The sequence below is a fragment of the Halalkalibacter hemicellulosilyticusJCM 9152 genome (assembly GCF_000513115.1).
In the GTDB taxonomy this organism is placed as follows: domain Bacteria; phylum Bacillota; class Bacilli; order Bacillales; family Bacillaceae_D; genus Halalkalibacter; species Halalkalibacter hemicellulosilyticus.
The window spans coordinates 18,696-45,095 of the sequence record NZ_BAUU01000029.1 but is presented as its reverse complement, the minus strand read 5'-3'; the positions used below and the strand labels follow the sequence as shown (position 1 = coordinate 45,095).

25 protein-coding genes are annotated in these 26,400 nt (G+C 38.2%); 2 read left to right on the top strand and 23 right to left on the bottom strand.

All coding sequences use genetic code 11. The features are described 5' to 3' along the window. Positions 1-13 precede the first annotated feature (13 nt). From JCM9152_RS16630 to JCM9152_RS16590, 9 genes are all read right to left on the bottom strand, one after another. Positions 14-1,375, bottom strand: a complete 1,362-nt coding sequence (locus JCM9152_RS16630; protein ID WP_035346433.1) for an MmgE/PrpD family protein — start codon at positions 1,373-1,375, stop codon at positions 14-16. A 9-nt stretch (positions 1,376-1,384) separates the two neighbouring features. Next, entirely contained in the window at positions 1,385-2,509 is a 1,125-nt protein-coding gene (locus JCM9152_RS16625) for an ATP-grasp domain-containing protein (protein WP_035346431.1), read from the bottom strand. A 30-nt stretch (positions 2,510-2,539) separates the two neighbouring features. Next, on the bottom strand, positions 2,540-3,643 hold the full coding sequence (locus JCM9152_RS16620; RefSeq protein ID WP_035346429.1) for a DegT/DnrJ/EryC1/StrS family aminotransferase: 1,104 nt from the start codon (positions 3,641-3,643) through the stop codon (positions 2,540-2,542). Between the two features lie 17 nt (positions 3,644-3,660). Then, a complete protein-coding gene (gene rfbB, locus JCM9152_RS16615; RefSeq protein WP_035346427.1) occupies positions 3,661-4,653 on the bottom strand; it encodes a dTDP-glucose 4,6-dehydratase in 993 nt (330 codons plus the stop codon). Between the two features lie 33 nt (positions 4,654-4,686). Continuing rightward, positions 4,687-5,418: a sugar phosphate nucleotidyltransferase gene (locus JCM9152_RS16610; protein WP_035346426.1), complete on the bottom strand. Its 732-nt coding sequence runs from the start codon at positions 5,416-5,418 to the stop codon at positions 4,687-4,689. 17 nt (positions 5,419-5,435) lie between these two features. After that, the gene (locus tag JCM9152_RS16605; protein ID WP_052016042.1) at positions 5,436-8,354 is read right to left on the bottom strand and encodes a motility associated factor glycosyltransferase family protein; all 2,919 of its coding nucleotides are present in this window, start codon (positions 8,352-8,354) and stop codon (positions 5,436-5,438) included. 34 nt (positions 8,355-8,388) lie between these two features. Further along, complete coding sequence (locus tag JCM9152_RS16600) at positions 8,389-9,387, bottom strand: SDR family NAD(P)-dependent oxidoreductase (protein WP_035346424.1); 999 nt, start codon at positions 9,385-9,387, stop codon at positions 8,389-8,391. A gap of 15 nt (positions 9,388-9,402) precedes the next feature. Continuing rightward, entirely contained in the window at positions 9,403-10,011 is a 609-nt protein-coding gene (locus JCM9152_RS16595) for a DUF8042 domain-containing protein (RefSeq protein ID WP_035346423.1), read from the bottom strand. Positions 10,012-10,171: 160 nt separating this feature from the next. Continuing rightward, positions 10,172-11,137 carry a flagellin N-terminal helical domain-containing protein gene (locus tag JCM9152_RS16590; RefSeq protein ID WP_035346420.1) on the bottom strand — a complete coding sequence of 322 codons (966 nt, stop codon included), beginning with the start codon at positions 11,135-11,137 and terminating at the stop codon, positions 10,172-10,174. Positions 11,138-11,490: 353 nt separating this feature from the next. Between JCM9152_RS16590 and JCM9152_RS16585 the strand changes: the two genes are divergently transcribed. Together JCM9152_RS16585 and JCM9152_RS16580 are read left to right on the top strand one after the other, a co-directional pair. Next, positions 11,491-11,961 (top strand): hypothetical protein, encoded by a 471-nt coding sequence (locus JCM9152_RS16585; protein ID WP_035346418.1) that lies wholly within the window; start codon positions 11,491-11,493, stop codon positions 11,959-11,961. Between the two features lie 146 nt (positions 11,962-12,107). Then, positions 12,108-12,695: a hypothetical protein gene (locus JCM9152_RS16580; protein ID WP_035346416.1), complete on the top strand. Its 588-nt coding sequence runs from the start codon at positions 12,108-12,110 to the stop codon at positions 12,693-12,695. Between the two features lie 70 nt (positions 12,696-12,765). On the opposite strand, the gene csrA is transcribed toward JCM9152_RS16580, so the two are convergent. The 14 genes from csrA to JCM9152_RS16510 all read right to left on the bottom strand — a co-directional run bounded on the left by csrA (position 12,766) and on the right by JCM9152_RS16510 (position 26,355). Further along, positions 12,766-12,987, bottom strand: a complete 222-nt coding sequence (csrA, locus tag JCM9152_RS16575) for a carbon storage regulator CsrA (protein WP_035346415.1) — start codon at positions 12,985-12,987, stop codon at positions 12,766-12,768. A 2-nt stretch (positions 12,988-12,989) separates the two neighbouring features. Further along, positions 12,990-13,439 (bottom strand): flagellar assembly protein FliW, encoded by a 450-nt coding sequence (gene fliW / locus JCM9152_RS16570; protein WP_035346413.1) that lies wholly within the window; start codon positions 13,437-13,439, stop codon positions 12,990-12,992. A gap of 163 nt (positions 13,440-13,602) precedes the next feature. Next, positions 13,603-14,184 carry a DUF6470 family protein gene (locus tag JCM9152_RS16565; protein ID WP_035346411.1) on the bottom strand — a complete coding sequence of 194 codons (582 nt, stop codon included), beginning with the start codon at positions 14,182-14,184 and terminating at the stop codon, positions 13,603-13,605. Positions 14,185-14,205: 21 nt separating this feature from the next. Continuing rightward, positions 14,206-15,381, bottom strand: coding sequence for a flagellar hook-associated protein FlgL (gene flgL, locus JCM9152_RS16560; RefSeq protein WP_035346409.1), 1,176 nt, complete (start codon positions 15,379-15,381; stop codon positions 14,206-14,208). A 64-nt stretch (positions 15,382-15,445) separates the two neighbouring features. Next, positions 15,446-17,104 (bottom strand): flagellar hook-associated protein FlgK, encoded by a 1,659-nt coding sequence (gene flgK / locus JCM9152_RS16555; protein ID WP_235715742.1) that lies wholly within the window; start codon positions 17,102-17,104, stop codon positions 15,446-15,448. Between the two features lie 62 nt (positions 17,105-17,166). Continuing rightward, a complete protein-coding gene (locus JCM9152_RS16550; protein WP_035346407.1) occupies positions 17,167-17,661 on the bottom strand; it encodes a flagellar protein FlgN in 495 nt (164 codons plus the stop codon). Positions 17,662-17,682: 21 nt separating this feature from the next. Then, positions 17,683-17,940 carry a flagellar biosynthesis anti-sigma factor FlgM gene (gene flgM / locus JCM9152_RS16545; protein ID WP_035346405.1) on the bottom strand — a complete coding sequence of 86 codons (258 nt, stop codon included), beginning with the start codon at positions 17,938-17,940 and terminating at the stop codon, positions 17,683-17,685. A 346-nt stretch (positions 17,941-18,286) separates the two neighbouring features. Beyond that, positions 18,287-18,721, bottom strand: coding sequence for a TIGR03826 family flagellar region protein (locus JCM9152_RS16540; RefSeq protein ID WP_035346403.1), 435 nt, complete (start codon positions 18,719-18,721; stop codon positions 18,287-18,289). A 335-nt stretch (positions 18,722-19,056) separates the two neighbouring features. Further along, positions 19,057-20,091, bottom strand: coding sequence for a Gfo/Idh/MocA family protein (locus JCM9152_RS16535; RefSeq protein ID WP_035346401.1), 1,035 nt, complete (start codon positions 20,089-20,091; stop codon positions 19,057-19,059). A gap of 509 nt (positions 20,092-20,600) precedes the next feature. Then, positions 20,601-21,626, bottom strand: coding sequence for a Gfo/Idh/MocA family protein (locus JCM9152_RS16530; RefSeq protein WP_035346398.1), 1,026 nt, complete (start codon positions 21,624-21,626; stop codon positions 20,601-20,603). A gap of 30 nt (positions 21,627-21,656) precedes the next feature. Further along, complete coding sequence (locus tag JCM9152_RS16525) at positions 21,657-22,382, bottom strand: ThuA domain-containing protein (RefSeq protein ID WP_035346396.1); 726 nt, start codon at positions 22,380-22,382, stop codon at positions 21,657-21,659. Positions 22,383-22,579: 197 nt separating this feature from the next. Beyond that, a complete protein-coding gene (locus tag JCM9152_RS16520; RefSeq protein ID WP_035346394.1) occupies positions 22,580-23,581 on the bottom strand; it encodes a LacI family DNA-binding transcriptional regulator in 1,002 nt (333 codons plus the stop codon). A gap of 313 nt (positions 23,582-23,894) precedes the next feature. Further along, positions 23,895-24,605, bottom strand: a complete 711-nt coding sequence (locus JCM9152_RS16515) for a response regulator transcription factor (RefSeq protein ID WP_235715741.1) — start codon at positions 24,603-24,605, stop codon at positions 23,895-23,897. Continuing rightward, the gene (locus tag JCM9152_RS16510; protein ID WP_035346392.1) at positions 24,583-26,355 is read right to left on the bottom strand and encodes a cache domain-containing sensor histidine kinase; all 1,773 of its coding nucleotides are present in this window, start codon (positions 26,353-26,355) and stop codon (positions 24,583-24,585) included. The genes JCM9152_RS16515 and JCM9152_RS16510 overlap by 23 nt, the downstream gene beginning before the upstream one ends. Positions 26,356-26,400 lie beyond the last annotated feature (45 nt).

The following is a 26,400-nucleotide window of genomic DNA, read 5'->3' as shown; positions in this document are numbered from 1 at the left end:
TTTAACTGAGCGCTTACGCTGTTTTTGAAATAATCGACATCAACCTATTGATACTATCTAATTTTTCAAAATCGAGTAATAGCTCTAATGAACTATTTATTTCGTCTGTATTAAGATAACAACTAGCGCAGTCAACATATTTATCAATTAGATCTTCTAGACTCATAGGTGACAGTGCCGATCCTTTAGCAAATTTAATTTTTCTCTTAATTGTTTGACCAGAGTATAAAGTAATAACAACCTCATCTTCCCTAAGGTTGTCTCCTTCTTCCCAATCATTATGAACTCTAACCTTCACCTTCTCCATTAATCTGATGACTTCGGAGTTGTTAAGCTTCTCCTCAGTGAATTCGCTCAAGCCTACTTTACCAAATATTACAGCTGCAGATAATACATACTGCATACTAAACTTTGCTTCCAAAATAGTTTGAGGCTTTGTATATTTCAATACATGTAATGCTCTAGGAGAGGTACGACATTCTAGTTCTCCAATATCTTGGTAAGTAAATTCATGACTATTTTTCATATCAATTACACCATCTATTGCTCTATGCGTTAATGCACAAGAGGGATATCTTTTCACACTAATTCCAGGTTGAATGATTGAATACGGCTTCCCCCATAACTCTAAATTTCTTATTAAATCTTCCTCTTCTCGATCCGAGTATACTTCTAAGAACCCTCCATCATTCTTAAATATATTATCTGATGAAGTAAAACCACTTTTAGCTAGCATCACTGAAGTAATCGCACTTTGAGCAGCGTTCCCTACATGTAATGCTTTGGTCATTGTTCCAAAATTCATAGTTAACCCTGATGCTTGAGATCCAGCAATACCTACTGCCATTTTAACTTGTGAATAATCTAAATCTAAGATTTTTGCCGCTGAAACCGTGGCAGCTAAAGTACCTAACACCTTCGTGGGATGCCAACCTCTCATATGTAACATCGGCATTGCTTTAGATAAACACGAAAAAAGTTCAACACCAACAACGTATGACTCTATTATTTTTTTCCCACCAATATGATAGTGTTCAGCTAAGCTTAATAATACTGGTAAAATCGGTGCACTTGGATGTCCTTGAGTGTTTGCTCCTGAATCATCATAATCCAAAATATGTGCCATTGTGCCATTTGCAAGAGTTGCTGCTGATAAGCTAGTCTTAAATCCTCCCCCAATAACACTTGAATATGGGGATAGAGATTCACCCTTGACAAATGTCCTCATTTTGTGTCCAATTGGATCTTGGGATCCTACTAATGTAACTCCTATAGTATCAATGATTGCTCTTTTGACTTTTAAGATAATTTCCTCTGGCAAATCATCATAATGAGTATTACAGACAAGTTGAGCTATTTTATCAGATGAATTCATTCGATCTCCTCACTTGTTTTTTGTCCATTTATTTGTTGTTCTTAATGTTTCTATTTCATTACTATTTAGAAAGTTACTCAGCAGACTTTTAGTGACTAGATAATTATTTTCATCTTTATTATTTAGAATCGGGAAATCAAAGTCGCTAACAAAATATTTAATAATTAATCCTATATCATCTTGACCTAACATTAATCGTGGAAATGTATTACCGTTAGTTCTCATATTCATTTCCTGAGCCTTCCACTTTCCATTTCTATCTTTTCTAAATTGCACAGTTACAGGGCCTGCTCCACCCTCTTTGAATAATGCATTAGCATAATCTAATGTCAACTTTTCCAATTCTTTATTTTCAACTCTTGTAAATCCTAGAGTCCTTCCTGCATCATGCTCATTTTTTGAAATAAATACGGGAGCAATTTCACCATTTGGCGCTAGTATTGTATGACATGAATAGTGAATAACATTTGGTGCATGAGAGAATAAAGGAATCGGACCTTCCATTAACTTAAAGTAAGTTTCAAGTAACTCGGGATCTCCCAGATACTCTTGTAACATGTATCCATCCAATTCTAAAACAAAATTGATATCCTCATAGTTCCTAATAAAGAATACACCTTTTGAAGCATAACCTCTTACCGGTTTTGCTATCAAAGGAAAACCTACTTTCTTAACAAAATCCAAATAGCTTTTTTTGTCACTATTTTTCTTTACTTCAATTGATTCAGCAAAGGGCAGCTTGTACTTTTTAGAAAATTCCCATGTTTTCATTTTATCAAGTGCAAATAATAGTGTATCTAAATTACCATAAGGTACTTTCCCTTTTAGGTCTGGATTAGATTCCATTATTCTGTATATAGCTTCAGTATCCTCATCCCTACCACTTAAAATTAGGTCAGGCTCAACTTCACGAACTATTTCTTTTATGATTAATTCATACTCATTAGTACTTGTATTAGGGACTAAATAACAATAATCACACTTATAATTATTAGGGCTCTCCGCAATACTATTTGTTCCAATTAAAGTTACTTTATCTCGTCTAATTGAAGCATTAAATTCAAGAGATTCCTGAATATTTTGACCAACTAAACTGCCGATACTTGTTACTAGAATTTTTATTTTCTTATCCACACCTAACCCTCCACAAATTAGAAACATAATTTATATACTTTCAATAATGTTATTCACAATTCCCTCTGCATTTTCAATAGTTAAGTTATTGTATAAAGGAAGGCACAGGATCTTCTTTGAAATTTCTTCAGAAATGGCCTTTGATCGATAAGTTACATATGACAATGTATTTAAAGACGGATAAAAATATCTTTTAGGAAAAATACTTTTTGTTTGAAGATCGTTCATAACTTTTGACAACATTTTTTCATTTGATAGGACGATTGGATAGTATGCATAATTATATCTAGCGTTCATCACTAATGACGGCTTTGTAATACCTATATTTCTAATCAAAAATAGCTTATCATACGTTTGACTAACGATTTTTCTGTTAGAGATAAACTCATTTACTTTCGGTAACATACACAACCCAAACGCAGCGTGCAATTCAGAGTTCTTCGCATTAATACCTAATCCCCATATTTCCCCATTACTCATTCCAAAGTTTCTCAGATATTCGATTTTGTGTGCTATTTCATCGTTGTTTGTAATGACTGCGCCGCCCTCAACTGTACCAAATAGCTTAGTAGCATGAAAACTCACAGTGGAAATATCACCAAAAGATAGCAAGGATTGACCTTTATATTCCACTCCAAAAGCATGAGCACCATCATAGATCACTTTTAATTTGTACCGATTTGCAATCTCTTCAATTCGATCCACATCACACGGGTTTCCAAAAACATGGGTTACTAAAATAGCCTCGGTTTTTTCTGTAATCATTTCTTCTATTAAATCGGGATTTATATTTAAAGTTTTTGGATCTATATCTACAAATACTGGAGTACATTGTTCCCAGATTATAGCCGAAGTAGTAGCAACAAATGAAAATGGTGTAGTAATAATCTCACCAGTTAGATTTAGGGCTTTAATACTTAACTGCAATGCCAAAGTGCCATTAGTTACATAATAACAATGCTTTACGCCTAAGTACTTTCTCAGTTCTGCTTCGAGTTTTTGCACCATTGAACCATTATTAGTTAGTTGTTTGCTTTCCCAAATTTCTTTAAGGTATTCCATATACTCCTCTAAAGGTGGAAAGGATGGTTCTGTTACAGGGATAGGTTTGTTTTCTATCAACCTTTCAGCCATTTGTTAACTCCTTATCGTTATATTAAATGAAGCCTTTTTAAATACCAGTGAACAGTACGCTTGATTCCTTCATTAAAATCAACAGTAGCACTCCAATTAAACGATGTTTTTAATTTATTGCTATCTACTGCATATCTTCTATCATGGCCTTTTCGATCTTCTACAAATTCTATCAATTTCTCTAAATGACCATCGTTTATAGATAGAATTTCTCTTACTTGATTGATTAGGCACAAGGTAACATCAATATTTGTTTTTTCATTATTAGCACCAATATTATAAATTTGGTTATCTTCCCCTTGATGTAAAATTATATCTAATGCAGAACAATGATCTTCTACATATAACCAATCTCTAACATTTAAACCATCACCATATATAGGTATTCTTTTTCTTTCTATAATTTTATGAATAATCATAGGTATCAGCTTTTCTTGATGTTGGTACGGTCCATAATTATTAGAGCATCTACTAATTGTAATAGGTAGCTGATAGGTTCTATAGTACGCCTGACATATTAAATCAGCTGATGCTTTTGAAGCTGAATAAGGAGAGCTAGGGTCCAATAAGGTAGTTTCAGTAAAGAAATCATTTACATCAGTTAAGGATCCATAGACCTCATCCGTAGAAACCTGATGATACCTTTTAACACCATACTTTAATGAAGCATCTAATAAAACTTGCGTACCTAAAATATTTGTTTGCAAAAATTTTTGCGGTGTCTTAATACTTCGATCGACATGAGACTCAGCCGCAAAGTTAATAACGTAATCAGGTCTATATTTATGAAATAAGCGTTCTATCATTTCATTATTGCAAATGTCAATTTTCTCAAAAAAATACTGACCATCCTTAGAAACAGAGTCTATATTCTTTAAATTTTTTTCATCACCTGCATAAGTTAGATTATCAATATTCACTATAGTTATCTTATCCTTATATTTATTAAACATATAGTGAATAAAATTTGCTCCAATGAAACCAGCACCGCCTGTTATAAAATAAAGCATCCTACTTCTCCTTTAATCCCATTATCCTGCATCTTAAATATCTAGTATTTTATTACTTGTTCGATACATGATCTCATTAGCATATTGCAACGATTCAATAGTCCCAGCATCTGTCCAGTTTCCTTCTAGAATGTCGTATTCTAACTGGTTGTCCTGGATATATATATTGTTTACTGAAGTTATTTCTAATTCATTTCTACCAGATGGTTCGATTGTTCTTATATAATCAAACACACTACCATCATACATGTAGTAACCAATTACTGCATAATCAGATTTAGGAGCCATTGGCTTTTCTTCAATTTGAATAACTTTTCTTTCATCTATAGCCGCTACCCCATATCGCTCAGGATCACCTACTTTTTTTAGTAATACCCTCGCTCCCCTATCTTGCTTTTCAAAAGCTTGTACATTTCTTTTTATCGAAGTGTCACAAATATTGTCTCCTAAAATCACTACAATCTTCTCTCCGTTTGCAAAACCTTCTGCTAATAATAGAGCATCTGCAATTCCAGCCGCTTCTTCTTGAACTTTATAAGTAAATTCACATTTAAATTGATTGCCACTTCCTAGCAGGTTAACTACATGTCCCATATGCTCTGTACTTGTAACTACTAAAATATCATTTATTCCTGCTGAAATAAGCTGCTTAATTGGATTGTATATCATTGGCTCTTGACCGACTGGTAATAAATGTTTGTTTGTCACTTTAGTTAAAGGATAAAGCCTTGTTCCCTTTCCCCCAGCAAGTATTACACCTTTCAGTTGGACTCAACTCCCTTTTATTTATTACATTGCCCCTGTATTAAAATCAAAGGTCTAAAACCTTCACTTTCTCTTATTAACTTTCGATTTAATGATAATAAATACTTGTGATCAATGTTCCCTCTAAGAATTCTTCCATTTTGTCTTTTTTCTTCTGTAATGATCGTTGTAGTAAATTCATTACCAATATACCATGTATTTTCTAGTCCTATCTCAGCCTTATCTTTACACCAACTTGCAATCTCTTTTATATTAAAATCATTTATATTTACAAATTGATCCCACTCATTTGTATGTGGCCAAGCGCCTAATTGCTGATTGCCATAGCTTTTGTTATTATTTTGATCTATAAAAGCACTTCCTCCCAAAAGTAATCTTATAAATGCTTCTTCACGATCTAAATTCAGTTTTTTCCCTTTAGGAATTCCAAAATATTCTAACGTATCCCACGAAATACTATGCTGCACATTCCGATCCGCAATCAGCTTCTTCTTCCCATCTTCGAAATCAACCATAATAAAATAAAAATCACCATCTGGATAAGCTGACGATTCTGGTGGAATAAATGCTCCAACTGCTTTTCCTAGGTCAGAAAACTCCCCTACTTTATTATAAGTAGCTTTATAATGACATCGAATTCGTTTTCCTACTTCTAATGACTCAACATCTATTACTTCATCAATATGAAAGACTCGTCCTTCTCCTACTTCCACTCCTGTAAATACAAAAGGCATATCCTCAAGTAGTTCAATCTCTACCTGATGCATTTGATCCTCTAATTCCCCACAATCATATACAACCTCATCATATTCACACACATAGCTTTGCTTTACCTCTTTGTTTTTAGTAGAAAAAGGTTCTTCTACACCGTCAATTTTAATGAGTATATTTGCTGCATAATCCTCTCTTGTACATGCCTTTACTTTAAGAGTTGTTCCTTTAAAGTTAAACTTTATCGTTTCACCTGTTTTTGTTGCCTGTTCAATAGGTAGATGAGTTGCTTTTTTTCTGTTTACATCAACTATAGATAAATAATCTCGTTCCCAACGACTCGAATAGCTGAAGACTCCACAATTACTTTGGTACGTGACTGCTTCATTTTGACCTCGATGCACCTGCCTTTTAACAAATGGAGTCAGTTCATTAAACATTTGGCGACTCGCACTCATATACAAACTAGATTCTTTTAGCAATGAAGTTGCTTTACTAAAAATATCAGGGTTATGTTTTATTGTTTGTAAACGTTCAACAAATGTTTTATATACGTCACGTGTAGCCGGCTGGATGATCAATTGACCGTACTGATTTGATATGAATTGTTTAAAGGCGTGGTCATATTCTATAAACGCTTGCTCTATCTTTGGACGGCTCTTTTGCTTCAAGCTATTTTGAATGTTTTCTAGGGAAGTGAACACATTGGAACAATCATCCATAAAATCGTCAATCGATTGGTACATACTTTGAACGGATTCTGCAATCGTTGCATCCTCGTAATGGTTCTCACCTACATACCAATTTTCATTCACGACTGCCGTTGTGAGCCTTTCGTGTATGATCTTTTCAAGTGGGGTGAAAGATGCCCCTTCTATTTTCGCTCCATCCTTCGTTGCATTTACAATTTCCACGTCAGTATATCGTTTTATGTAGGATTCCATCGAAAGTCTCATTTGGTTAAATGCTGCGTTCGTTTTCACTTGTCCGCCGTAAACATCTTCAACGCAGAGACTTTCTTTAACATCCTTCTCTTGAAGCTCTGCAGTTTCATTTCCACGGTTAATATCCTTGGAATAATAAAGGTTCTCTCTAAATGCAAAGTTCTGTCCTACTAGAATGATTGAACTTGCCTCTAATGTCGCCATTAATTGTAATGTTACGATCGCAATAGAGAAAGCATCTTCTATTTTCGGTATCGCCTCATCTCCAATAATACGAGGGGTTACCGCATCTTGTGTTGTCACAAAGTGTAGCTTAGGGCCTTGGTAATAATCTAACGTTTCAAACCCAACGGTCGTACCATAGATCATCGGTACAGAGGTCATATTCTTTTCATACATAGGTTTAAAAACAGTAAAGTTATGAGGCTGTGGATCATATGTACAAACAGCATCAGGCATAATGTCTTGAGCAATTAATGCTCGATTGGCAGAGCCTACCGCGATTATATACGCTAGTTTATTTTCTTTAATATAGCGCAAATTTCCATACTCATCCTGTAATGAAGGCCCGGCAGAAACAATCAGAACTGGTTTTCCTTTAAACACATCCTTCTTATCGAAAATATTAGGCGTGTTTAACGTAGTAGGTAGATTCATGAAGCTATTAACTGTCCATCGCTTAGCAAAGAAATAGCTTGCACTACGAGAATAGCTTTTCATCTGTACGTAGTTTTTATAATTTGTTAGAAATTGTTCGTATTGAATTGGAAATAACCGTTCATAACTTGGTAATGGAATTAAGAGAACTTTATCACTTACTTCTGTTGCAAACTGCTGAACAAATTGACTACCACTTTCTTGTGTCCATTCAATATATAGATGCCTCATTTGTTGAATAGGTAAATCTATTAGCTTTCGCTGGTTCATAAAATGGTAGAAAACAGCTGGGCTTGGTTCATATAAAGAGAAGGTTTTCTGTGGCCATCGTTTCATAAACTCTTCTATATGGTAGCCAAATCCAACTCCATAAAATAAAACATGCTCATATTGATCAACTTGGTCAGCATATTGCTCGATCCACTTATTCGCTTCATTTAACGGATCATATTTACTATGGAGGAACGTTTTACGTTCATTTGTTGTTATTTGTAAGGTAGGATATCCTTTACGAGATTGGATCGATTCCATTTTTTCTTTCTTCAATTGAGGTTCATACTTTTGTATTAATTCTCGAATGTGACGATAATGCTTTCGTAAGTATTGAATATTATCTACTAACATGTTAAACCTCCCGTACACTTCATCAGCTGCAAAATTATATCAATTGTTCCTCTATAAGCCATTTTCGAACCGTTTCCTTCGGGATAGCTTCCGAATCATTTGGAAGCTGGTAATGATTGGTGCTTCGTTCACCTTGATACGAATTGTTTTTTGCTCCATATGGTGGTGGAAGAATGTACATTTCTTCGATTTCCGAAGCGATTCTCGATTCATCCTCTGTCATCAGCTCTTCATACCGCTTCTCACCAGGTCGTAAGCCTATTTCTTTTATTTCCACTTTATTATTTATTCTGCATTTCTTTGTTACTTCTTCAATCATCACTTCCGCTAGATGATTTAATTTAATAATAGGCATTTTCAATACGAATACTTCTCCACCTTGAGCGATTTCATTCGCTTTTAAAATTAACTGTATCGCTTGCGAAGGAGTCATCATATAGCGAATCATCGAACCATCTGTAAGCGTAATTCGTCCCTTTTCGACAATTTGTTTTTTAAATAGCGGGATAACTGAACCTCTAGAGCCCATCACATTTCCAAAACGAACAGATGAGAAAACCGTCTCTTTCGGTCCTTTTTGATATTGAGCGGCGGAAATCAACCGTTCAGCAGTGAGCTTTGTCGCCCCATATGTATTGGATGGAGCAATCGCTTTATCCGTACTTGTAAATAGGACACGCTTCACACCATTTTCTAATGCTGCTTGTATGACATTTTGAGTACCTAACACATTTGTTTTCACCGCTTCAAAAGGGTTATATTCACATGCCGGAACATGCTTCATCGCCGCAAGATGGAACACATAGTCAATATCCTCCATTGCTCTTGAGACCCTTTTTGCATCGCGGATATCACCGATAAGATAACGAATGTTCCGATACTCTTGAAATTGTTGTTGCATTTCAAATTGCTTATACTCATCCCGACTAAATATTCTAATCACTTCAGGGTTATGCGTTAACAATTCCTGCAGTAAATGCTGGCCAATTGTTCCCGTACCACCTATAATTAATAGTTTCTTTCCTTTATACATACGTAACACTTCTTTCTAGTTAGCTTCAGGACGAGTGCCAATCTCATCAATCGTCTTCGTTGCTGTCGATTTCAATTGTTGCCAAGCAGGCAGCACCTCATAATGAATAACATCAGCAATCAAAATCGCATCTTTATTTTCTACAGCCTCTAATAAAGTAGGAAGCTCTGATTCCATCGTCGTTAATGATTCGACATATTCCTCCATATACGGTACTTCCAAATCAATTTGTTTAATAGATTGTACTAATTGAATTAACCAATTCATTCCTTCGACTAATTGTCCGAATGTATCCCATGTTTGCTCTGTTGGATTTTGATAAAATGCTTCAGATAATGCTTCAACCTCTGGTAATGCTCCCGTTAGATAGACTTCTGTCGTTTGAATCGTTTCGATTAATATTTCGATTTTCGTTTTCATAATGACTGTAATTTCTTCGACTGTAGCAATATGTTCCACTAAATAAGCATCATGATTCTCATAAACTTCAACTTGATCTACTTCTAAATGACTAAAAAATTCGTCCGATTGTTCAATCATGTCATTAATCTTTTTAAAAACATCCTCTAATACCGATATTTCATTATGATATTGATACGTTTCGTCATAAATCTTCAATTTCATAAAATAACCCTCAACTTTCTACACTCTTCTACCTATTATATCGTCATTTAGACTTAGAAGTTTAGCCTTAACGAAAAGGACTTCCTGTCAATTACTGGACACTTCATTGCATAAAAAAAGACCCTGTAAAAATACAGAGTCTTTTTCAACCAATAATCGATTATCCAAGAAGTTGAAGAACTGATTGTGGTTGTTGGTTTGCTTGTGCAAGCATTGATTGAGAAGCTTGAGAAAGAATGTTCGCACGAGTGTACTCCATAATTTCTTTCGCCATATCAACGTCACGAATACGTGATTCAGCTGCTTGTAAGTTCTCAGAAGAGTTGTCCAAGTTAGAGATTGTGTGCTCTAAACGGTTTTGGAACGCACCAAGTGAAGAACGTTGCGCTGAAACTGTTTCGATAGCGTGGTTGATTTGCTCAATAGCAGCTGCTGCATTTTCATGAGTAGATACACTTAGTGCAGAACCAGTTGGTGTATTGTTCGTTCCGTTATTAACACCATTTCCACTGAACTGAGCATTACCTACAGCACCATTACCAGTTAAACCACTTACTGAAGCACCAACTGTACCATCAAAATTAACTGTTCCCTCTTGACCTTCTAAACCAAGAGCAGCAGCACTCATGTTATAGATTTCGATTTGCATGCTTTGTCCATGATTCGCACCAATTTGGAAGTTAGCAGTAAATGATCCACCACCGTTTGAGCCACCACTTAATAGCTTTTGAGTGTTGAATTCAGTAGTGTTAGAAATACGGTTGATTTCAGAAGTTAATGCATTGATTTCCTTCTGGATTTCACCACGGTCTACATCAACGTTCGTATCATTCGCTGCTTGTGTAGCAAGCTCACGCATACGTTGTAGAATTGAGTGAGTTTCTTGAAGAGCTCCCTCAGCTGTTTGGATCATTGAGATACCATCTTGTGCGTTACGGCTAGCTTGGTCTAAACCACGAATTTGCGCACGCATTTTTTCAGAGATTGCAAGTCCAGCAGCATCGTCACCAGCACGGTTAATACGAAGACCTGAAGATAATTTTTCTTGAGCTTTCGCACCAGCAAATTGGTTAATACCTAGTTGACGGTGTGCATTCATTGCAGATAAATTGTTGTTAATAATCATAATATAACTTCCTCCTTGAATGTGTTTCCGCCCACGTCCTTGTGGTTGGATAAGTATAAGAGATCCACAAAAAATGGCGGCCGTCCACCCTTTGCTTCACGCTTATTTATTATATCGGCAGATGTTTTATGATGTTTAATAGTTTTTTTAAAAAAATATAGTTCTTTTTTCGTGAGCATTGTGACTTAATAAAAATAAGCGTAACCAAAAAGGAGAAATAGCAATTAAACAAAGGTTCACTCCATTCTTATATCCTTTTTATTCCTTACGCTTTTTCCATATTTTAAATTTTTTATGATTTTTTATCATTTGTATGATATATTGCATAGTAAATAAGTTCTAGAGGTGGTTGTATGTTAGTGCATAAGGTTAATCCATATCTTCATATTAAACAACCGACTTTACACGTGGTGGAGCAGGGCTCCTTTTCAATTGAAAGTCCTCGTGACACCGTTGCATTGGTGACTCTTTACGATAATCAGTTAAACGAACAGCAGCATCAAGAGGTGCGAAAGGGAAGTATTGAATTAGGCATTCATCTTGGTCAGCAACATCGCGATGATAAAGAGAGTCTCATTTTCCTCTTAAAAATCGGTCAAGCAGCCGATGAAAAATATTATCATTTTATTCCTAAATCAGTAGAAAAGCTCAAGAGCTTTCTTATGAAATTAGTGAGATGCGATTTAATCATTGTAAGTCACACAGCCAATGACTCAGCAGGTAATGGCGAAGAGCTCCTCTGTTTCAATCTTTTCGGTTTATGGTTATACCAAATCGCGTTCGACACTCGTTTATTCAAATCATCGAACGATTTGTCGAATTAAGCGAAAGTGAATTCAACAAAAAACAACAAAAAGCTTTGGAGTTCGTCAGCTGTCATTCAAATGTAGAACTTTGGCGTTCTGCTTATGTTCATGGAAATTTATACGCCTAATTTAGCAATTTTTATCATCAATACGGAGGCTTATATATGCAAATCGAACAAGTAAATCAACATATATGTTTGGACAACAGTAACATCCCCCCGGAATTTGTGAATCACACGATCAGTCTCGTCGGAATCAAGAGTGAGCCTTATTCGATTATTCAGCTATATGAAGAGGGATTGTCAAAGAGGGGAGAAGAGGTTCTTTATCATTCTCCGATCGAAATTGCTGTATTTGAAAAGAAGACGGAAACAGAGCATTTTCTCATTCCCCTCTTTAAAATCGGCAAAGGGGAGGATAGCTTTGTGTATAGCTATCCATTAAACCCTTCTTCAAAAGTAGATGAACTCTTTGTCGACAAATGGATCGCTCATCGCCTAATCACCTTTATGAGGTTAGATGTTAACGCTCACGCGAAAATCGTGTATCGCCACTTACGTGTTTGTTCGATACCTGCTCATATACATGACTATTTATCAAGGTACTTCCTTCAAGCTAGAGAACAAAAGGAAACGTGGCAAACACCATTTTATGATTGGTTAGGGCAACTAGCAGAGGAAGACTTAATTACGAAATGGAATCAAGCAAAATACTTAGGGCAATTAGGTGATTATTGCGAAAAGAATGAATAAGACGTAACAAAGGCACTGAAAAAGTTTAGTTATCAACTTTTTCAGTGCCTTTTAAGCAATGAGTGACTTATTATTTCTTCCCAAATCCCTTCAGCACATCAAGCGATACCGTTTGTGCCGCAGCTTGGTTTTCTTCTTGAATTTGGATGTATACTTCTTTGCGGTGAATGTCTATGTGCTTTGGTGCCTCGATTCCTATTTTGACTTGATCACCGTCAATCGACAGGATTTTAATTTCAATTTCATCCCCAATTTTCAGTGCTTCTTTGGCTTTTCGAGAGAGTACGAGCATCGTTACTCCCCCTTTCCGGTTTTCGTAGCTTGTTTGAAGATTTGGTGCTTCGTCGTATAGCTACTGTCGCTCATCAAAATTTGTTTTGCACTGTTTGTACGGACGTTAATAATAATTGGACCTTGGAGATTGGCTGTCGTTTCTTCGAATGGATCTTTCACCGTTAACAGGACATATGTAGCGACTTCTTCTGGTTTTTCAATGTTTAATTGTTCTTTGGTAGCATCTTGGAGCTTCACTTCATAATGCTGAACAAAATCGAATGGGTTGACAAGGATAAAGGCGATCTCGACTGACTTCGTTGATTGCAAAACGAGAAAGGGCGATTGCTCGTCAAATGGATGAAGGACAAAAGATGTTTCATCGTCAAATGCTGGGATTCCTGTAGGAAATGTAATGATTTGTTCCTCTTTCACATCAATCTCACCAATGTATTTTGTTTCTACTTTCATTGTTCACACCTCATTATTTCGCTTTACTTTCATTCATTATCACAACTGTCGTTAGTGTATCATACAATCAAAACGATGATACACCCAGTTTGCATGATTTAGTTTCTTTCTCTTTATAAAGAAAGAGAATGTTTCAAAGGTGTTGTAACCTTTGAAGCACTCTCTATAAATTCCGATCAATGGCTGTACCGGTCGCTTCAAATGCAATCGCGTTCTTTTGTTGTATGTACACGTTTGTTTCCCAACGCGGAATAGTAATATCGGGTTCTCTTCGTATAATTTGAATTTTCGGTTCACTTTTTCGAACATGATAGTGTACTTCGCTTGGCTCGTAATCGATCACAACTTTCGACATCGAAGAAGGCATATAAGCAATGTTGACTCTAGGGTGTGACGGACCGTAGTTTTGTTTCGCAATTGAACGAATGGCATCAACACCTCGATCAATTCGCTTTAATTGCTCACCTTCTTGTGCCGTTTTGGCAATATATTGCATCGTTTTTTGCTTAGTTGAATTGTAAAATTCAAGACTATGACGAAGAGGACTTTTTAAATGGGCATCGGCAAATGCCTCTGTTTGATCAATGTACAGTCGTTGTCCTGTTGTACTAATTTCTACAAGATTCGCATGCTCTTGTTGGATTCGCAAATCGGCATGATGTTGCTTTACATTCATCGTAGGCTGTATCGTTTGCAGACCTGTTTGAGCGAAGGTTTGATAGATATTTAATTGAGCAAGCTGCATCTATACCCTCTCCTTACACCATTAACGTAGGAAATCGACTAGTGATCGCTGAATAATTCTAGATCCAGAAGCAAGGGCAGCCATATGGACGTTTTCCTGCATCATCAGCTCCATAATGACCATTTCAATATCTGCATCTTCATTATCCGACATAATTCTCTTTGCCGTAATTTCCTGATCTAACATACGATTTTCCATCATTTCAAGTCGATTTACTCGAGCACCAACCTCTGCTTGCACCGACACAATCGTATCGACGTGTCCAAACATATTATCAATATAGGAAGTCAGCTCATCACCAGTTACCGACTCATCCTGTAGGGCGCGCTCTAATCGAATAATATCTCCAAAGATGGCGTTATTAAACACTTCACCCGGGTTGACATTAACCGGAATCTTCACACCTTTTGTCAGTTCAATATCAATATTTTGCGTATTAAATGACACAGCTTGGCGATTAGCGACAACGACATCGTTCGCTCTTAACGTCTTGCTAACCGTCGGGTCTCCACCATCGGTAGGATTCGGTCTAATGTGTCTCACCGTTCCATTGCCGTCTACTGTTAATCGAAACGCCCCTTCTTCAAATTGCGGATCACCAAATGCCGGCTCTGTTTGTCTGACATCTTGATAAATTTGTTCGCCACCAACTTCGCCAACATACCGATAGATTTGTCCGTTATAGACTATATCCGCTTCCTCTGGATCAATCGTTCCATTCAACAAATCTTCAGGCAAATACATCATCTCTTCCATATCAATCACAGGTGGATTCATTGTATTTGTCCCATTGAAAATATATTTATTACTATTTTTTGTATTCGCAATTGATTGTAGATGCTCTCTCAACTGCGTGATCTCCTTGGAAATGTTAGCTCGCTCTGCTGCATCATACGAGTCGTTTGAAGCTTGCGTTGCTAACTCGCGAATTCGTTGCATAACTTGGTTCGCTTGATCGAGTGCTGAATCAGCTGTTTCCAACCAGTTATGAGCATCACCCATGTTTCGTTTAAACTGCTCAATTTCTGTCACTTCTGTACGATAGCGCATCCCTTTCATTGCCACAACGGGGTCTTGTGAAGGACGAGTAATCTTTTTACCAGTGACGAGTTGATCCTGCAGTCGCGCCATTTGGTTATAGCCTTGATTAATATATCGTAATGTATTATTTGTTAACATTGATTGTGTGACTCGCATACGAAACTCCTACCCTTCTTATCTGAGAGACATTAAAGAATCAAACCCAAGCCCCTACCTAATCTTATCTTCCGACAATACCCATACCATTGATGATACGGTCTAACATTTCATCAATCGTCGTTATGTTCCGCGCCGCTGCATTATATGCATGCTGGAATTGAATCAACATCGTCATTTCCTCATCTAAGGACACACTACTAATCGCATCTCGATGATAGCCGACACTATGCATAAGTCCTTCTGAGTTATTTCTCATACTCTTCGCTTCTGACGTATTAACAGCCATATCACCAATCACCGATTGATAGAAGCTTCCAATTGTTGTAAAACTTTCGCCAAATGATAGCTTAGAATCCTTAATATCAGCAAGACGGCTCGCATTCGTAGCGTCCCCTTCATAAGCAACTGGCTGTCCATTAACAAAGTTCGAGCCATCCTCTAAGAAGTTGCGAATATTATCATAGTAATCTTCATCTCGATCTGCATTTAAAAGATCTTTATATACTTCCTTCTGGCCATCAACGATATGATCAAGACTCACACCAGAAGCCGCAATATTATCTAGATTTCTAATATTATCATGGATTTTAATCGCTTTAGCTGCACCTGCTCCGCCAGCCATCGCAGATAAATCGAAGAACAAGCCACCTAATGCAACATTTCCATTGATGTCAGGCTTAGTGAATCCAATTTGATGAACGTTATTAATTTCTGTCGCAAAGACAAATGCCATTTCATTAATTTCACTAATCATATCAGGAAGAACACCTTGAACACTATCAGCATCCTCGCCATAGCCATAAGCTTGAACCAAACCTTTCATCACACCTCTTGGCATCGAATCAAGATCAATCTCTACAGCAACCTCCCCGTCTTCATCCAAGAACGTAAAACCACTCACAAACGGATCATCCTCATCAAACTCAATCGCTAATGACTTATGTCCACTTTGTCCTGTACCGTCAACGAGAACAATAGGATCTCCATTTGCATCGGTCATCGGCTGTCCAGAATCATTAATAAGTGTAACCGTTACAGCACCTTCAGCTACAGAATTGGCATTCCCCCCACTTTTCTCACGAGTGACTTTAATGTTCATCATTTGAGAAAGTTGGTCCAAAATATTGTCCTGTTGGTCATATAGATCATTCGTCACATAGCCATGTGGTTCTGTTTCGCGAATTTGCTGATTAATGTTGTCTAGTTCATTTAATAATGTATTGATCTTCTTTTCGGTCACTTCAATTTCATTTTTATAATCATTTTGGATTTTCACAAGAGAATCATGAACATGATTGAATGTTTCAGCAACAGCAACGGCCTGTTGTTGGACAACTCGACGAGCACCTGAATCACTAGGATCTAGTGATAACTCTTGCAACGCTTTCCAAAATTCATCAATTTGGTTACTTAACCCTTCATTCGACGGCTCATTTAAAATATCTTCTATTTTCTCTAACGACTTATAGCGAGTATCCCAATAACCAAATTTATTATATTCATTACGAAATTGCACATCGATAAATTGATCGCGAACTCGTTGGATTGAGCCTGCCTTCACCCCTGTTCCGATATGTCCAGGAATACGAGGGGCATTCATTCCCGCATTCGGAAATGGCTCTGTCGGAGTGAGGTTCACTCTTTGCCTCGTATACCCTACCGTGTTCGCATTTGCTATATTATGACCTACTGTTTGAAGTGCATATTGCTGTGTCATCATGCTCGGCGCGCAGTTTCAAGCCCATGAAAGGTTGATGTCATTGATTTTCTTCCTCCCTAACGTTATGCTTTAGAATCAAATAATGAATGTCCTGAACCTAGCGGAGATTCCTGCTTTTCGTTCGGACTATAGCTGATGTCTTCCTTCATTGGAATCATTAAATCAAGTGAAGTCCTCACTAATTTAAGCGATTCTTCTATTAATTGCTGATTAAATTGATTTTGCTGCTTTAACTGTTCTGTTACGTCAACTAAAGACTGTTGAACCTCGGTCATCCTTCGTTGCTCATCTTCATTCGCATATGGTACTAAATCGACCATCCTTGCGTCCTTATCTTCAAAACCTTGTTCTTGTAAAAAAGCACTTACTTTTTTTGTTCTTAATGTTTCTGTCATTTCAAGCTGATGTATCCATTTAGACTCTTCACGCACGAGCGCTTCAACTGCCTTCATTTCTCCCTTTTTTAACGGCTCCACCTTTTGCTTTGCTATGATCAATAATTGTTGTTGGATTTCGTCCAGACGTTCCATCAGTTGAATGAGAGCCTTTAACGACATAGCTTAATCTCTCCCCTAAATTTATTGATTCCAATAATCATAAAAGGTTGCAGCAACAGCCTTCGGATCTACCTTATATTTACCTGATTCGATCTGTTCCTTTAACGCTTCAACTTTCTTCATACGTTCTGGATCTTGTGTCTCTTGCTGCATCTGTAACGCTTCTCGAGAAATTTGTACTGCATCTTGTTTCTTATTTGAATTTGCATCTTTTCCGACCTTATCAACTTGTTTTTTATATACATTCTGTTGTATGGATTGATACGGGTTGACTTTCATCGTTACACCTCTTTTTTAATTCAAACTACTTTCGTACGTTCTACTTCAATCATGACTAAGATGCTATTTAAAACGACATGTATTTTATCATATTAAGAAAAACGCGACAGCGTCTATTCTTTAAAGCGGCATACGGAACCTTTACAGCGGTTTTCAGTTTTTCTAAAAGTGGAGTTCTTTCAAAAAAACATGTAATGTACGAAGCCGTCGCTCTCCTTTGCGTTTGCCAACATTCTCTATGCTTTTCCCACATGTCTTTTCCTCGAATTTTTTCAATTCTTATTCTGTAACAAAAAAAAACGTACCGACTATATCATAGTATATATCGGCACGTTACTATCATTTGTTAATCTTTTTTCTCAATTCGATCTTGTAATGTTGTGTATGTGTGAATTTTTTCTCGTTCACGATCTGCTATCTGCTCTTTAAGCTGTTCCGTTTTCTTTATAGAATCAAGTCCGTCTGTAATGTTGTCCCGACAATGATCGCAAATGCGCCCTTGTTGAATTTCATTTCCACATGACTCGCACGGATAACCTAAGTTAGGAAAATGACTTCGTAATATACGACCTTCACGAACGAATTGGTGAATTAAATCAAGGGGCACTTCTGTCTTGGCATGCACCTCTTGGACCGATGCCGTTCGATTTTGTTTTTTACGTAAAAATTTCGATACCTTTTCAAAATTTGCTTCCTGTTCTCGATAGCAATTCGAGCAAATAGGGCGAAATGCCTTAACAAAAATACTTCCGCATTTCGGACAATTCATGACGTCCTTCATTTGCCTCACCTCTCTCTACTGAAAAAGTATAAATCAACTTTTACAGTGGCTTTAATTTGACAAACAATGGCTTCACTCATTGCTCTCCTGATACGAGAAACCCACTCGTATCAACCCTTCAAAATAGGCAACGGTTTCGCACATTGTTGAAAGGACAGCATAAAAGTTAAAACCAAACTTTTTCAGTGCCCTTCTCTTAAGGACTAGTATACATGAAATATCGGCTGAAAAAATCGAATTTTTGAGTTTTTTGTCTTTTTTGAATAATCCCAAGATACCAGCCATGCAAAAAAAACGCTTAAAACCAGGATTTAAGTCCTGGTCTTAAGCGATTTTTACAGTTCTACACTCTTTCCAATTTCACTACTTCGATAAATGGCATCAATAATTTGCGTCACCTGCGCGGCTTGTTCAGGCTTTACGACTAACTCCTCTTTTCCTTGACACGCTCTGAGGAAATTCGTAAGTTGAGCCACTCCTGTATCCGTTTCGCCTGGTGTATAATTTGTCTGGCTATTAAGGAGAAGTCCGTGTTTCGCTTGGTTCACTTCAAGCGGAAACAGATCAATTCCCCCTGTCGTACCAGAAATACTAACACCTTCTGAGTCTTCTTTGACATTCGCTGCCCATGACGTTTCAAACAACAAACTTAAGCCATTTTCAAACGTAATATACGCTGTCACATGATCATCGACGTTAAAGGTAGCAGGGTCAACCTTGCCCCATTCATTCACTTGATCAGTCATTTTACTTAACGTATTGTACGTCTTTCCACTGACAGAAACAGGTTTCGGGTTACCGAGTAACCAGAGCGTCAAGTCTAAGAAATGACAGCCCCAGTCGATTAAGCTGCCACCGCCTTGCAGTTCTTTATTCGTAAACACACCCCATCCAGGTACTTTACGCCGCCGCATCGCATGGGCACGCGCGACAAGAGGTTCACCAATCTCATTTGCTTCAATGAGCTTTTTCGCCGCCTGCGCCTCTGTTGTTGAGCGATAATGGTAGCCAATCGTTAACACCTTTCCTGCTCTTTTGGACGCTTGAATCATTTGTTCACATTCTATTGCGTTCATCGCCATCGGTTTCTCACAGAACACATGGACTCCTGCATCAAGTGCCTGCACAGTTAAATTCGCATGAAACTTATTTGGCGTACAAATGATCACAGCATCGACTTGGTCAAGTAGTTCATTGACATCGCCACAGACACGAGTAAAACCGAAACGTTTCTGCACGGATTGCGCAGTCGCTTCATTCAGATCATATACGGCCTCTAACGTCGCTTCCTCTAATGTTGCTAATGCTGGAATATGTCGATCTTGAGCAATTCCACCAGCGCCGATTACCCCAATGCGTAACTGACTCATATTTTATCCCACCTTTTTGATGAATTTGATCAGCATAGTCGTTACAACGTGCCTTCTATGCAGAACGTTCTTCTCTATGTAAAAATAACGCGATAGCGTCTTTTCTTAATGGTGTGTGCGAAGCTGTTAATAGGGTTTAGCTCATAAGTACGTGTATCAAGTGTAGACGACAGCTTACACGAACCTACTTGCACAGTCCCAACTAACAAATGTAATCCTCATTCCTCTAAATCAGAGAAGAAACGCTTTCTGGATGAAAAGGTAGTCCTCATTCCGTTATTTTGCTTTTTTGGCTCCTTTTGGACTCATTTTGCCTAATATAGAAGAATGAGGATACCGTAACGACATGAAACAGAGAATAAGAGGAGAAATAGAGGAATGAGGAACCGCATCGAGCACGTAATCTTTGCATCCCACTTCTGCCATACTTATCTCTCTTATCTTCTATATCAAAGGCACTGAAAAAGTTTGGTTTTTACTTTTTCAGTGCCTTTCTCAATACCTACATCTTATAGAGATGTTATTTTCTTCGTATCACTTGATTCAAGTGCAGCAAGAACAACCTCTAATGATTTCAATCCTTCTTCACCCGTAATTAAAGGCTCAGTATCATTTATGATTGCATCAACGAAGTGATCAATCACTTGTGAGCTCGTTTGACCACCTGACTCATTTGTTTGAATGCCACCAAGCTCATATTTCACGACTTCACCTGTTTTATATTGAACAACCATCGAGTTCACCGGATCATCTTCTAAACGAATGATTCCTTTTTCACCATAAATTATCGTTGAGTTGTCTTCTTTCGGTACGTAAGACCAGCTCGCTGCAAGCGTACCGATGATTCCACTTTCTGTTTTTAACACACATACAGCATTATCGTCGACATCCGAGTTTTCCTTAGCGCCCGTTTCAACAAAAGCACCGACTTCTGTCATTTCTTCACCTAAAACATAGCGAATTACATCTGTTTTGTGAACGCCCAAGTCTCCCATTGCACCAATGAAGGCATCTTCTTTCCGGAAGAACCAGCTATCCTTACCGTCCACACTCCAGCGTTCTGGACCACCGTGACCGAATGCCGTACGGAAGCTATAGATTTTTCCTAGCTCACCGTTAGCAATCATCTCACGCGCCTTCTGGTGTGAAGGAACGAAGCGTTGGTTATGTCCAATCATCAATTTCTTACCGCTTTCCTTCGCTGCGGCAATCATCGCCTCTCCTTCTTCCTTTGATGTTGCCATTGGCTTTTCACAAAGCACATGCTTGCCAGCCTGTAATGCAGCAATTGACACTGGTGCATGCAGAGCATTCGGTAAGCAGACGCTTACTGCATCGATTTCATCATTCGCAAGTAATTCCTCATAGCTCGTATATGCTTTAGCTTCATACTGTTCGGCAAATTCATTCACACGCTCTTCGATTACGTCACATACCGCAACAATTTCTACTTGTTCATTATTCGCATACTCGGGAATATGACGATATTTTGAAATACTCCCACAACCAATGACTCCAACTTTTACTTTACTCATTTGACATTCTCCTCTCAATTTTTAAAGTGATTATTTATCCTTAATCGCCTCTAACGGCTTTGCATTACCGTATTGAGGATACTTACGACCAACTGGCGCTGCCCATTCAACAGCATTACTAATAACACGTTGAATTTGTTCATTGTGATACGTTGGATATGTTTCATGCCCTGGGCGGAAATAAAAGATCTTTCCGTTACCGCGCTGATATGTGCAGCCACTACGGAATACCTCTCCGCCTTCAAACCAACTAATGAATACGAGCTGGTCTGGTGCTGGAATATCAAAATGCTCCCCGTACATTTCTTCTTTTTCAAGCTCGATGTATTCGCCCACCCCTTTGACAATCGGGTGACTCGGATCAACGACCCATAATCGCTCCTTATCATCTGCTTCACGCCATTTTAAATCACATGATGTTCCCATTAAGCTTTTGAAAATTTTTGAAAAATGCCCTGAATGGAGAACGATTAATCCCATCCCCTCTAGCACGCGCTTTTTCACCTTTTCAACGACCTCATCAGCGACTTCATGATGAGCAAGGTGTCCCCACCATATTAGAACGTCCGTTTCGTTTAAAACCTCATCTGTCAAACCATGCTCAGGCTCATCTAACGTTGCTGTTTTCGTATCGTAGCCCGCACCTTTTAATGCATTCGCGATTGCTCCGTGAATTCCTTCTGGATAAATGTCACGAACGACGGGATTTTTGTTTTCATGGCGGTTTTCATTCCATACCGTTACTCTTGTTGTCATTATTTATTCCCCCTTCTTGTTAGTCAACTCTATCAAAATAGCGACCTGAAATCGATCTCATAAAGAGTCCTTGACATGCTTCCCTTACTTGACCCTATGACTTTAAGGTTGGATGAAAGTAGGAACTCTTTCATCCAATCATGTCATATCAAGGGACGTTAACTTCACATTTGAATATGAGATCGTTCTCATAACCACTATACTGATTCTCTTTTAATCAATTCAATAGGTAATTCGACAACCTTTCGTTCATAAGGGTGTTTCTTCTGCTCATTCGTAAGCATCGACAGCATGACTTCCATCGTCTGTCTTCCCATATCCTTCGTCGGCTGGCGAATCGTCGTTAATGACGGCTCCAGCAATTCAGCAATCGGCTGATCATCAAAACCAATAACCGCTAAGTCCTTAGGTATCGATAGTCCTTTTTGCCTTGCTTCCTTCATGATGCCAGCAGCAACCTCATCACTACCGGTAAAAACCGCAGTTGGTCGGTCATTCGGATCCATTTCCAAGATGTTACGTAGCACTCGTTTTCCACAATCAATGCTGTACAAATTATCAAAATACCATTCCTTCTTCAAGGATAGACCAGCTTCTGCTAACGCTTGAATAAATCCTTTTTCACGATCCCGACCGAGCTCACTGGTTGTTGCACCACAATACGCAATCGCTTGGTGGCCTTTATCAATAAGATATTGTGCCCCCAAATAGCTTCCTTTCACTTGGTCCAGACGAACAATCGACACATTTACATCTGACCTATACTCATTACAAAGCACCATTGGACCACTTTGCATATATGGCTCAACTGTCGACCATTCATTCTCAATCGAGGTGAATATAAGCCCATCAACTTGTTTGGTCGTTAACATATGCAAGAAACTTAATTCCTTCTCTTCGTTTGCTTGCGTCTGACAAATGAGCAATTGAAAGCCATTTTCGACTGCAACCTCTTCAAGACCTTCCACTAATAATGGAAAGAACGGATTCGTTAGACGTGGTACTAATACCGCAATCGTATTCGTTTTCTGAGTTCGTAACCGCTGCGCCGAAGAGTTCGGATGATACTCTAGCTGCCGCATCGCATCATATACGAGCTGCCGCTTTTTTTCAGTGACATATGGATGGTTGTTAATCACACGAGAAACCGTCGACCGAGACAACCCAGCTAATTTCGCTACATCCTCTATCGTCGCCATAGTCCCTCCTCTCATGTGGTAACGCTTTCTCATTACCTATATTTTTATTTTACTGGATAATACGTAAGATGACAATAGAGAAAGTGAGAAGTTTTTTGAAAGAGGAGAGAAAATGTTGTAAGCGCTCTTTTTATTGGTGAAAACGCTCATTTTCATCTCCAGAGTGAGCGTTATATCATTGAAAACGCTTCATTTTTTTATAAAAACGCTCACCTGACATTTACCGACACAATTTGTGACAACCTGCCAGCTCTCCTCCCTCTTACATCACTTCTCGCACATCTATCTATTCTGCTGCCTATACTCCTTCGGCTCATGCTTCCTGCTTTTTGAAGAGCTTAGCAAAATATTTATCGTTAGGATAGCCAACCGCATCGGCGATTTCGTAAACTTTTAAATCGGGGTTACGTAGCAGCTCCTTCGCCTTCTCCATTCGAATGCTCGTTATGAAATCGGTAATCGTTTGATGATATTCCTGCTTAAAGCGGCGAGATATATATTCACGGCTTAAATAAAAACGATCGGCAATATCTTGAAGCTTCAACTCTTGTTTATAATTTTTGCGAAGATAGTCGGCAATCGTGTGAACCGTGCTTGGCTCCTTTTGATAGTTCGATTCATCAATGAACGTTTGCAAATCGTCGCCATACTGCTCATTCCATGCACTTACGGCTCGCTGCAACGTTTCATTGAGTTCGGTCGGGTTAATCGGCTTAAGCAAATAGTCAAACCCTTGGTACGTAATCGTTTCCTTTAAATAACGAAAATCATCATAGCCACTCACGACAATCGTTTTCGCCTTCCAATTGGAGGTGTACAACCATTTCATTAAAGCAACACCATCCTTTTTCGGCATACGCATATCCGTAAAAATAATTTGTGGGTGCTCCTTCGCAATAACCTGCATCGCTTCTTCACCATCTTCGGCCTCAAGCACTGTCTTAATGCCAAAACGTTCCCACTCCGCCAGTAAGCGTAAACCTTCACGAACATGCTTCTCATCATCGACGATCATCGCTTTCATATTGCCACCCCTCCATTTCCTTTGGAAGCCTCATTTTCACAACAAAACCACCTTCAGTGTGATTTTCCAACAGCAGCTCTGCTCTTCCTCCATAATATAACTGCAATCGTGCATAAATATTTTTCAATCCGATGTTTGAACCATCTTCCTCAGGCTTTTGATTTGAAAAAATATAAGAACAAATTTCCGTCAATCGCTCCTCCGAAATGCCCGCTCCATTATCAGACACCTTCAATGTCAGCTCTGCTTCTTCCTTAAGCCCTTCGATCATAAGTGAACCAGCCTGCTCCCTCATATCGAAACCATGCTTAAAGTAATTTTCAATAATCGGTTGTAAAATCATTTTCGGCACACGCCACGACATAACCTCACTTGCGACATCAACCTGATAATGAAAGCTATCATCAAAGCGCTGCTTCTGCAATAGCAAATAAGCTTTCGTATAATTTAATTCTTGCTCAAGACTAACAACATCCTCCTCCATATTCATGCTATAACGCATAATATGGGATAGCTCTGTTAACGATGTATATACTTCAGGTACTTGCTTTTTCAACGCTGTCGTCCCAATCGATTGTAATGTATTGTAGAGAAAATGCGGATTCACTTGTGAATGAAGCACTTTTAATTGATTCGTTTTATTTTCTAGCTCGAGCTTATATTCACGATTAATAAGCATGTTGATTTTTGCAATCATTGATTTGAATCGTTCCCCAAGTACACCAATTTCATCATTCCCAAGAGAGCCGAATTGCGTCTTCATATTCCCTGCTTCAATTTGCTTAATATTTTGGACGAGTACCCGAATCGGTGATGTAATTTTGAAAGAGACAAACAGTGTCGCCATGATGACAAGCGATAAGCCAATTAATCCAAAGAATATATTGATCATCGCCACACCATACGCACTTTCGTATAACGTCGGTGAAGGGATGCGTTTCGCAAGCACCCAGCCTCCAGCTGACTCCGCTAATGTATCATAGACGATCACCCCGTCAAAGGATTCATCCTCCCATACCATTGTGCCACTAAATTCATCGCGATCCAGCAAATTAGCGATCCATTGTATTGAATCATCTCCAGGCTGTACCACTGTCGAGCGAAAGATCAGATCGCCTTCCCTTGTAAAAATATAAAGCTCCTCCTGACCATCATGATACAAATGCTGACTAAGCTCATCGATCTTATTCATAGATACTTCCATTGTAATAAATGCTAAGTCATCATCAGACGGTATATCTTTAAATGCCCGGTGAATCGTCAATCGTCCTGCCTCATTAGGAGGTTCAATATAAAGATTCGTTTTACTTTTCATTAACTGTTCTTCATAAAAGGCGATGTCATCCATATCATACGTATACACAACGGTAGACCTTCTTGAAGCAGTTAGGCGTTCTCCGGTATTGACAAGAGCCATCGAAATTTGAAAAACACTTTCATCACTATACAAAAGCGTATTGATAACATTGTGTACAACTCCACGCGAGACATAATTATTGGCCTCACTTTTGCGCAAATAGTTCATAAAATCACTATTATTATAAAGAGCAATCATCCCAAAACTTAGATCGCGCAAATACGTTTCCATGTTCATCTTCCCTTGATAGAGAAGGTGCTTATTTTCCTGAATCGCTTGATCCTTCAAAGACTCCTTCGTGTACATAAACGTCACAACAAGGGAACTTCCAAATGGAATGACCGTTATAAGTAATAAAAGTATAATTAATTTATTGCGGATGCTCATTTTCATTTGGTAACCCCCTTTTTTAGGTGCTTGACATGTATGGATTTCTCT

Excerpts from the sequence above, each read along its gene's own strand:
- csrA (WP_035346415.1), bottom strand. The coding sequence starts at position 12,987 with ATGCTCGTACTCTCTCGAAAAGCCAAAGAAGCACTGAAAATTGGGGAT.
- JCM9152_RS16600 (WP_035346424.1), bottom strand. The coding sequence starts at position 9,387 with ATGTATAAAGGAAAGAAACTATTAATTATAGGTGGTACGGGAACAATT.
- JCM9152_RS16590 (WP_035346420.1), bottom strand. The coding sequence starts at position 11,137 with ATGATTATTAACAACAATTTATCTGCAATGAATGCACACCGTCAACTA.
- JCM9152_RS16580 (WP_035346416.1), top strand. The coding sequence starts at position 12,108 with ATGCAAATCGAACAAGTAAATCAACATATATGTTTGGACAACAGTAAC.
- flgL (WP_035346409.1), bottom strand. The coding sequence starts at position 15,381 with ATGCGAGTCACACAATCAATGTTAACAAATAATACATTACGATATATT.
- JCM9152_RS16535 (WP_035346401.1), bottom strand. The coding sequence starts at position 20,091 with ATGAGTCAGTTACGCATTGGGGTAATCGGCGCTGGTGGAATTGCTCAA.
- flgK (WP_235715742.1), bottom strand. The coding sequence starts at position 17,104 with ATGATGACACAGCAATATGCACTTCAAACAGTAGGTCATAATATAGCA.
- JCM9152_RS16585 (WP_035346418.1), top strand. The coding sequence starts at position 11,491 with ATGTTAGTGCATAAGGTTAATCCATATCTTCATATTAAACAACCGACT.
- JCM9152_RS16605 (WP_052016042.1), bottom strand. The coding sequence starts at position 8,354 with ATGTTAGTAGATAATATTCAATACTTACGAAAGCATTATCGTCACATT.
- JCM9152_RS16595 (WP_035346423.1), bottom strand. The coding sequence starts at position 10,011 with ATGAAATTGAAGATTTATGACGAAACGTATCAATATCATAATGAAATA.
- JCM9152_RS16565 (WP_035346411.1), bottom strand. The coding sequence starts at position 14,184 with ATGCAGCTTGCTCAATTAAATATCTATCAAACCTTCGCTCAAACAGGT.
- rfbB (WP_035346427.1), bottom strand. The coding sequence starts at position 4,653 with ATGCTTTATTTTATAACAGGCGGTGCTGGTTTCATTGGAGCAAATTTT.
- JCM9152_RS16540 (WP_035346403.1), bottom strand. The coding sequence starts at position 18,721 with ATGAAGGACGTCATGAATTGTCCGAAATGCGGAAGTATTTTTGTTAAG.
- JCM9152_RS16525 (WP_035346396.1), bottom strand. The coding sequence starts at position 22,382 with ATGACAACAAGAGTAACGGTATGGAATGAAAACCGCCATGAAAACAAA.
- JCM9152_RS16530 (WP_035346398.1), bottom strand. The coding sequence starts at position 21,626 with ATGAGTAAAGTAAAAGTTGGAGTCATTGGTTGTGGGAGTATTTCAAAA.
- fliW (WP_035346413.1), bottom strand. The coding sequence starts at position 13,439 with ATGAAAGTAGAAACAAAATACATTGGTGAGATTGATGTGAAAGAGGAA.
- JCM9152_RS16620 (WP_035346429.1), bottom strand. The coding sequence starts at position 3,643 with ATGGCTGAAAGGTTGATAGAAAACAAACCTATCCCTGTAACAGAACCA.
- JCM9152_RS16515 (WP_235715741.1), bottom strand. The coding sequence starts at position 24,605 with ATGAAAGCGATGATCGTCGATGATGAGAAGCATGTTCGTGAAGGTTTA.
- JCM9152_RS16630 (WP_035346433.1), bottom strand. The coding sequence starts at position 1,375 with ATGAATTCATCTGATAAAATAGCTCAACTTGTCTGTAATACTCATTAT.
- JCM9152_RS16510 (WP_035346392.1), bottom strand. The coding sequence starts at position 26,355 with ATGAAAATGAGCATCCGCAATAAATTAATTATACTTTTATTACTTATA.
- JCM9152_RS16550 (WP_035346407.1), bottom strand. The coding sequence starts at position 17,661 with ATGTCGTTAAAGGCTCTCATTCAACTGATGGAACGTCTGGACGAAATC.
- flgM (WP_035346405.1), bottom strand. The coding sequence starts at position 17,940 with ATGAAAGTCAACCCGTATCAATCCATACAACAGAATGTATATAAAAAA.
- JCM9152_RS16520 (WP_035346394.1), bottom strand. The coding sequence starts at position 23,581 with ATGGCGACGATAGAGGATGTAGCGAAATTAGCTGGGTTGTCTCGGTCG.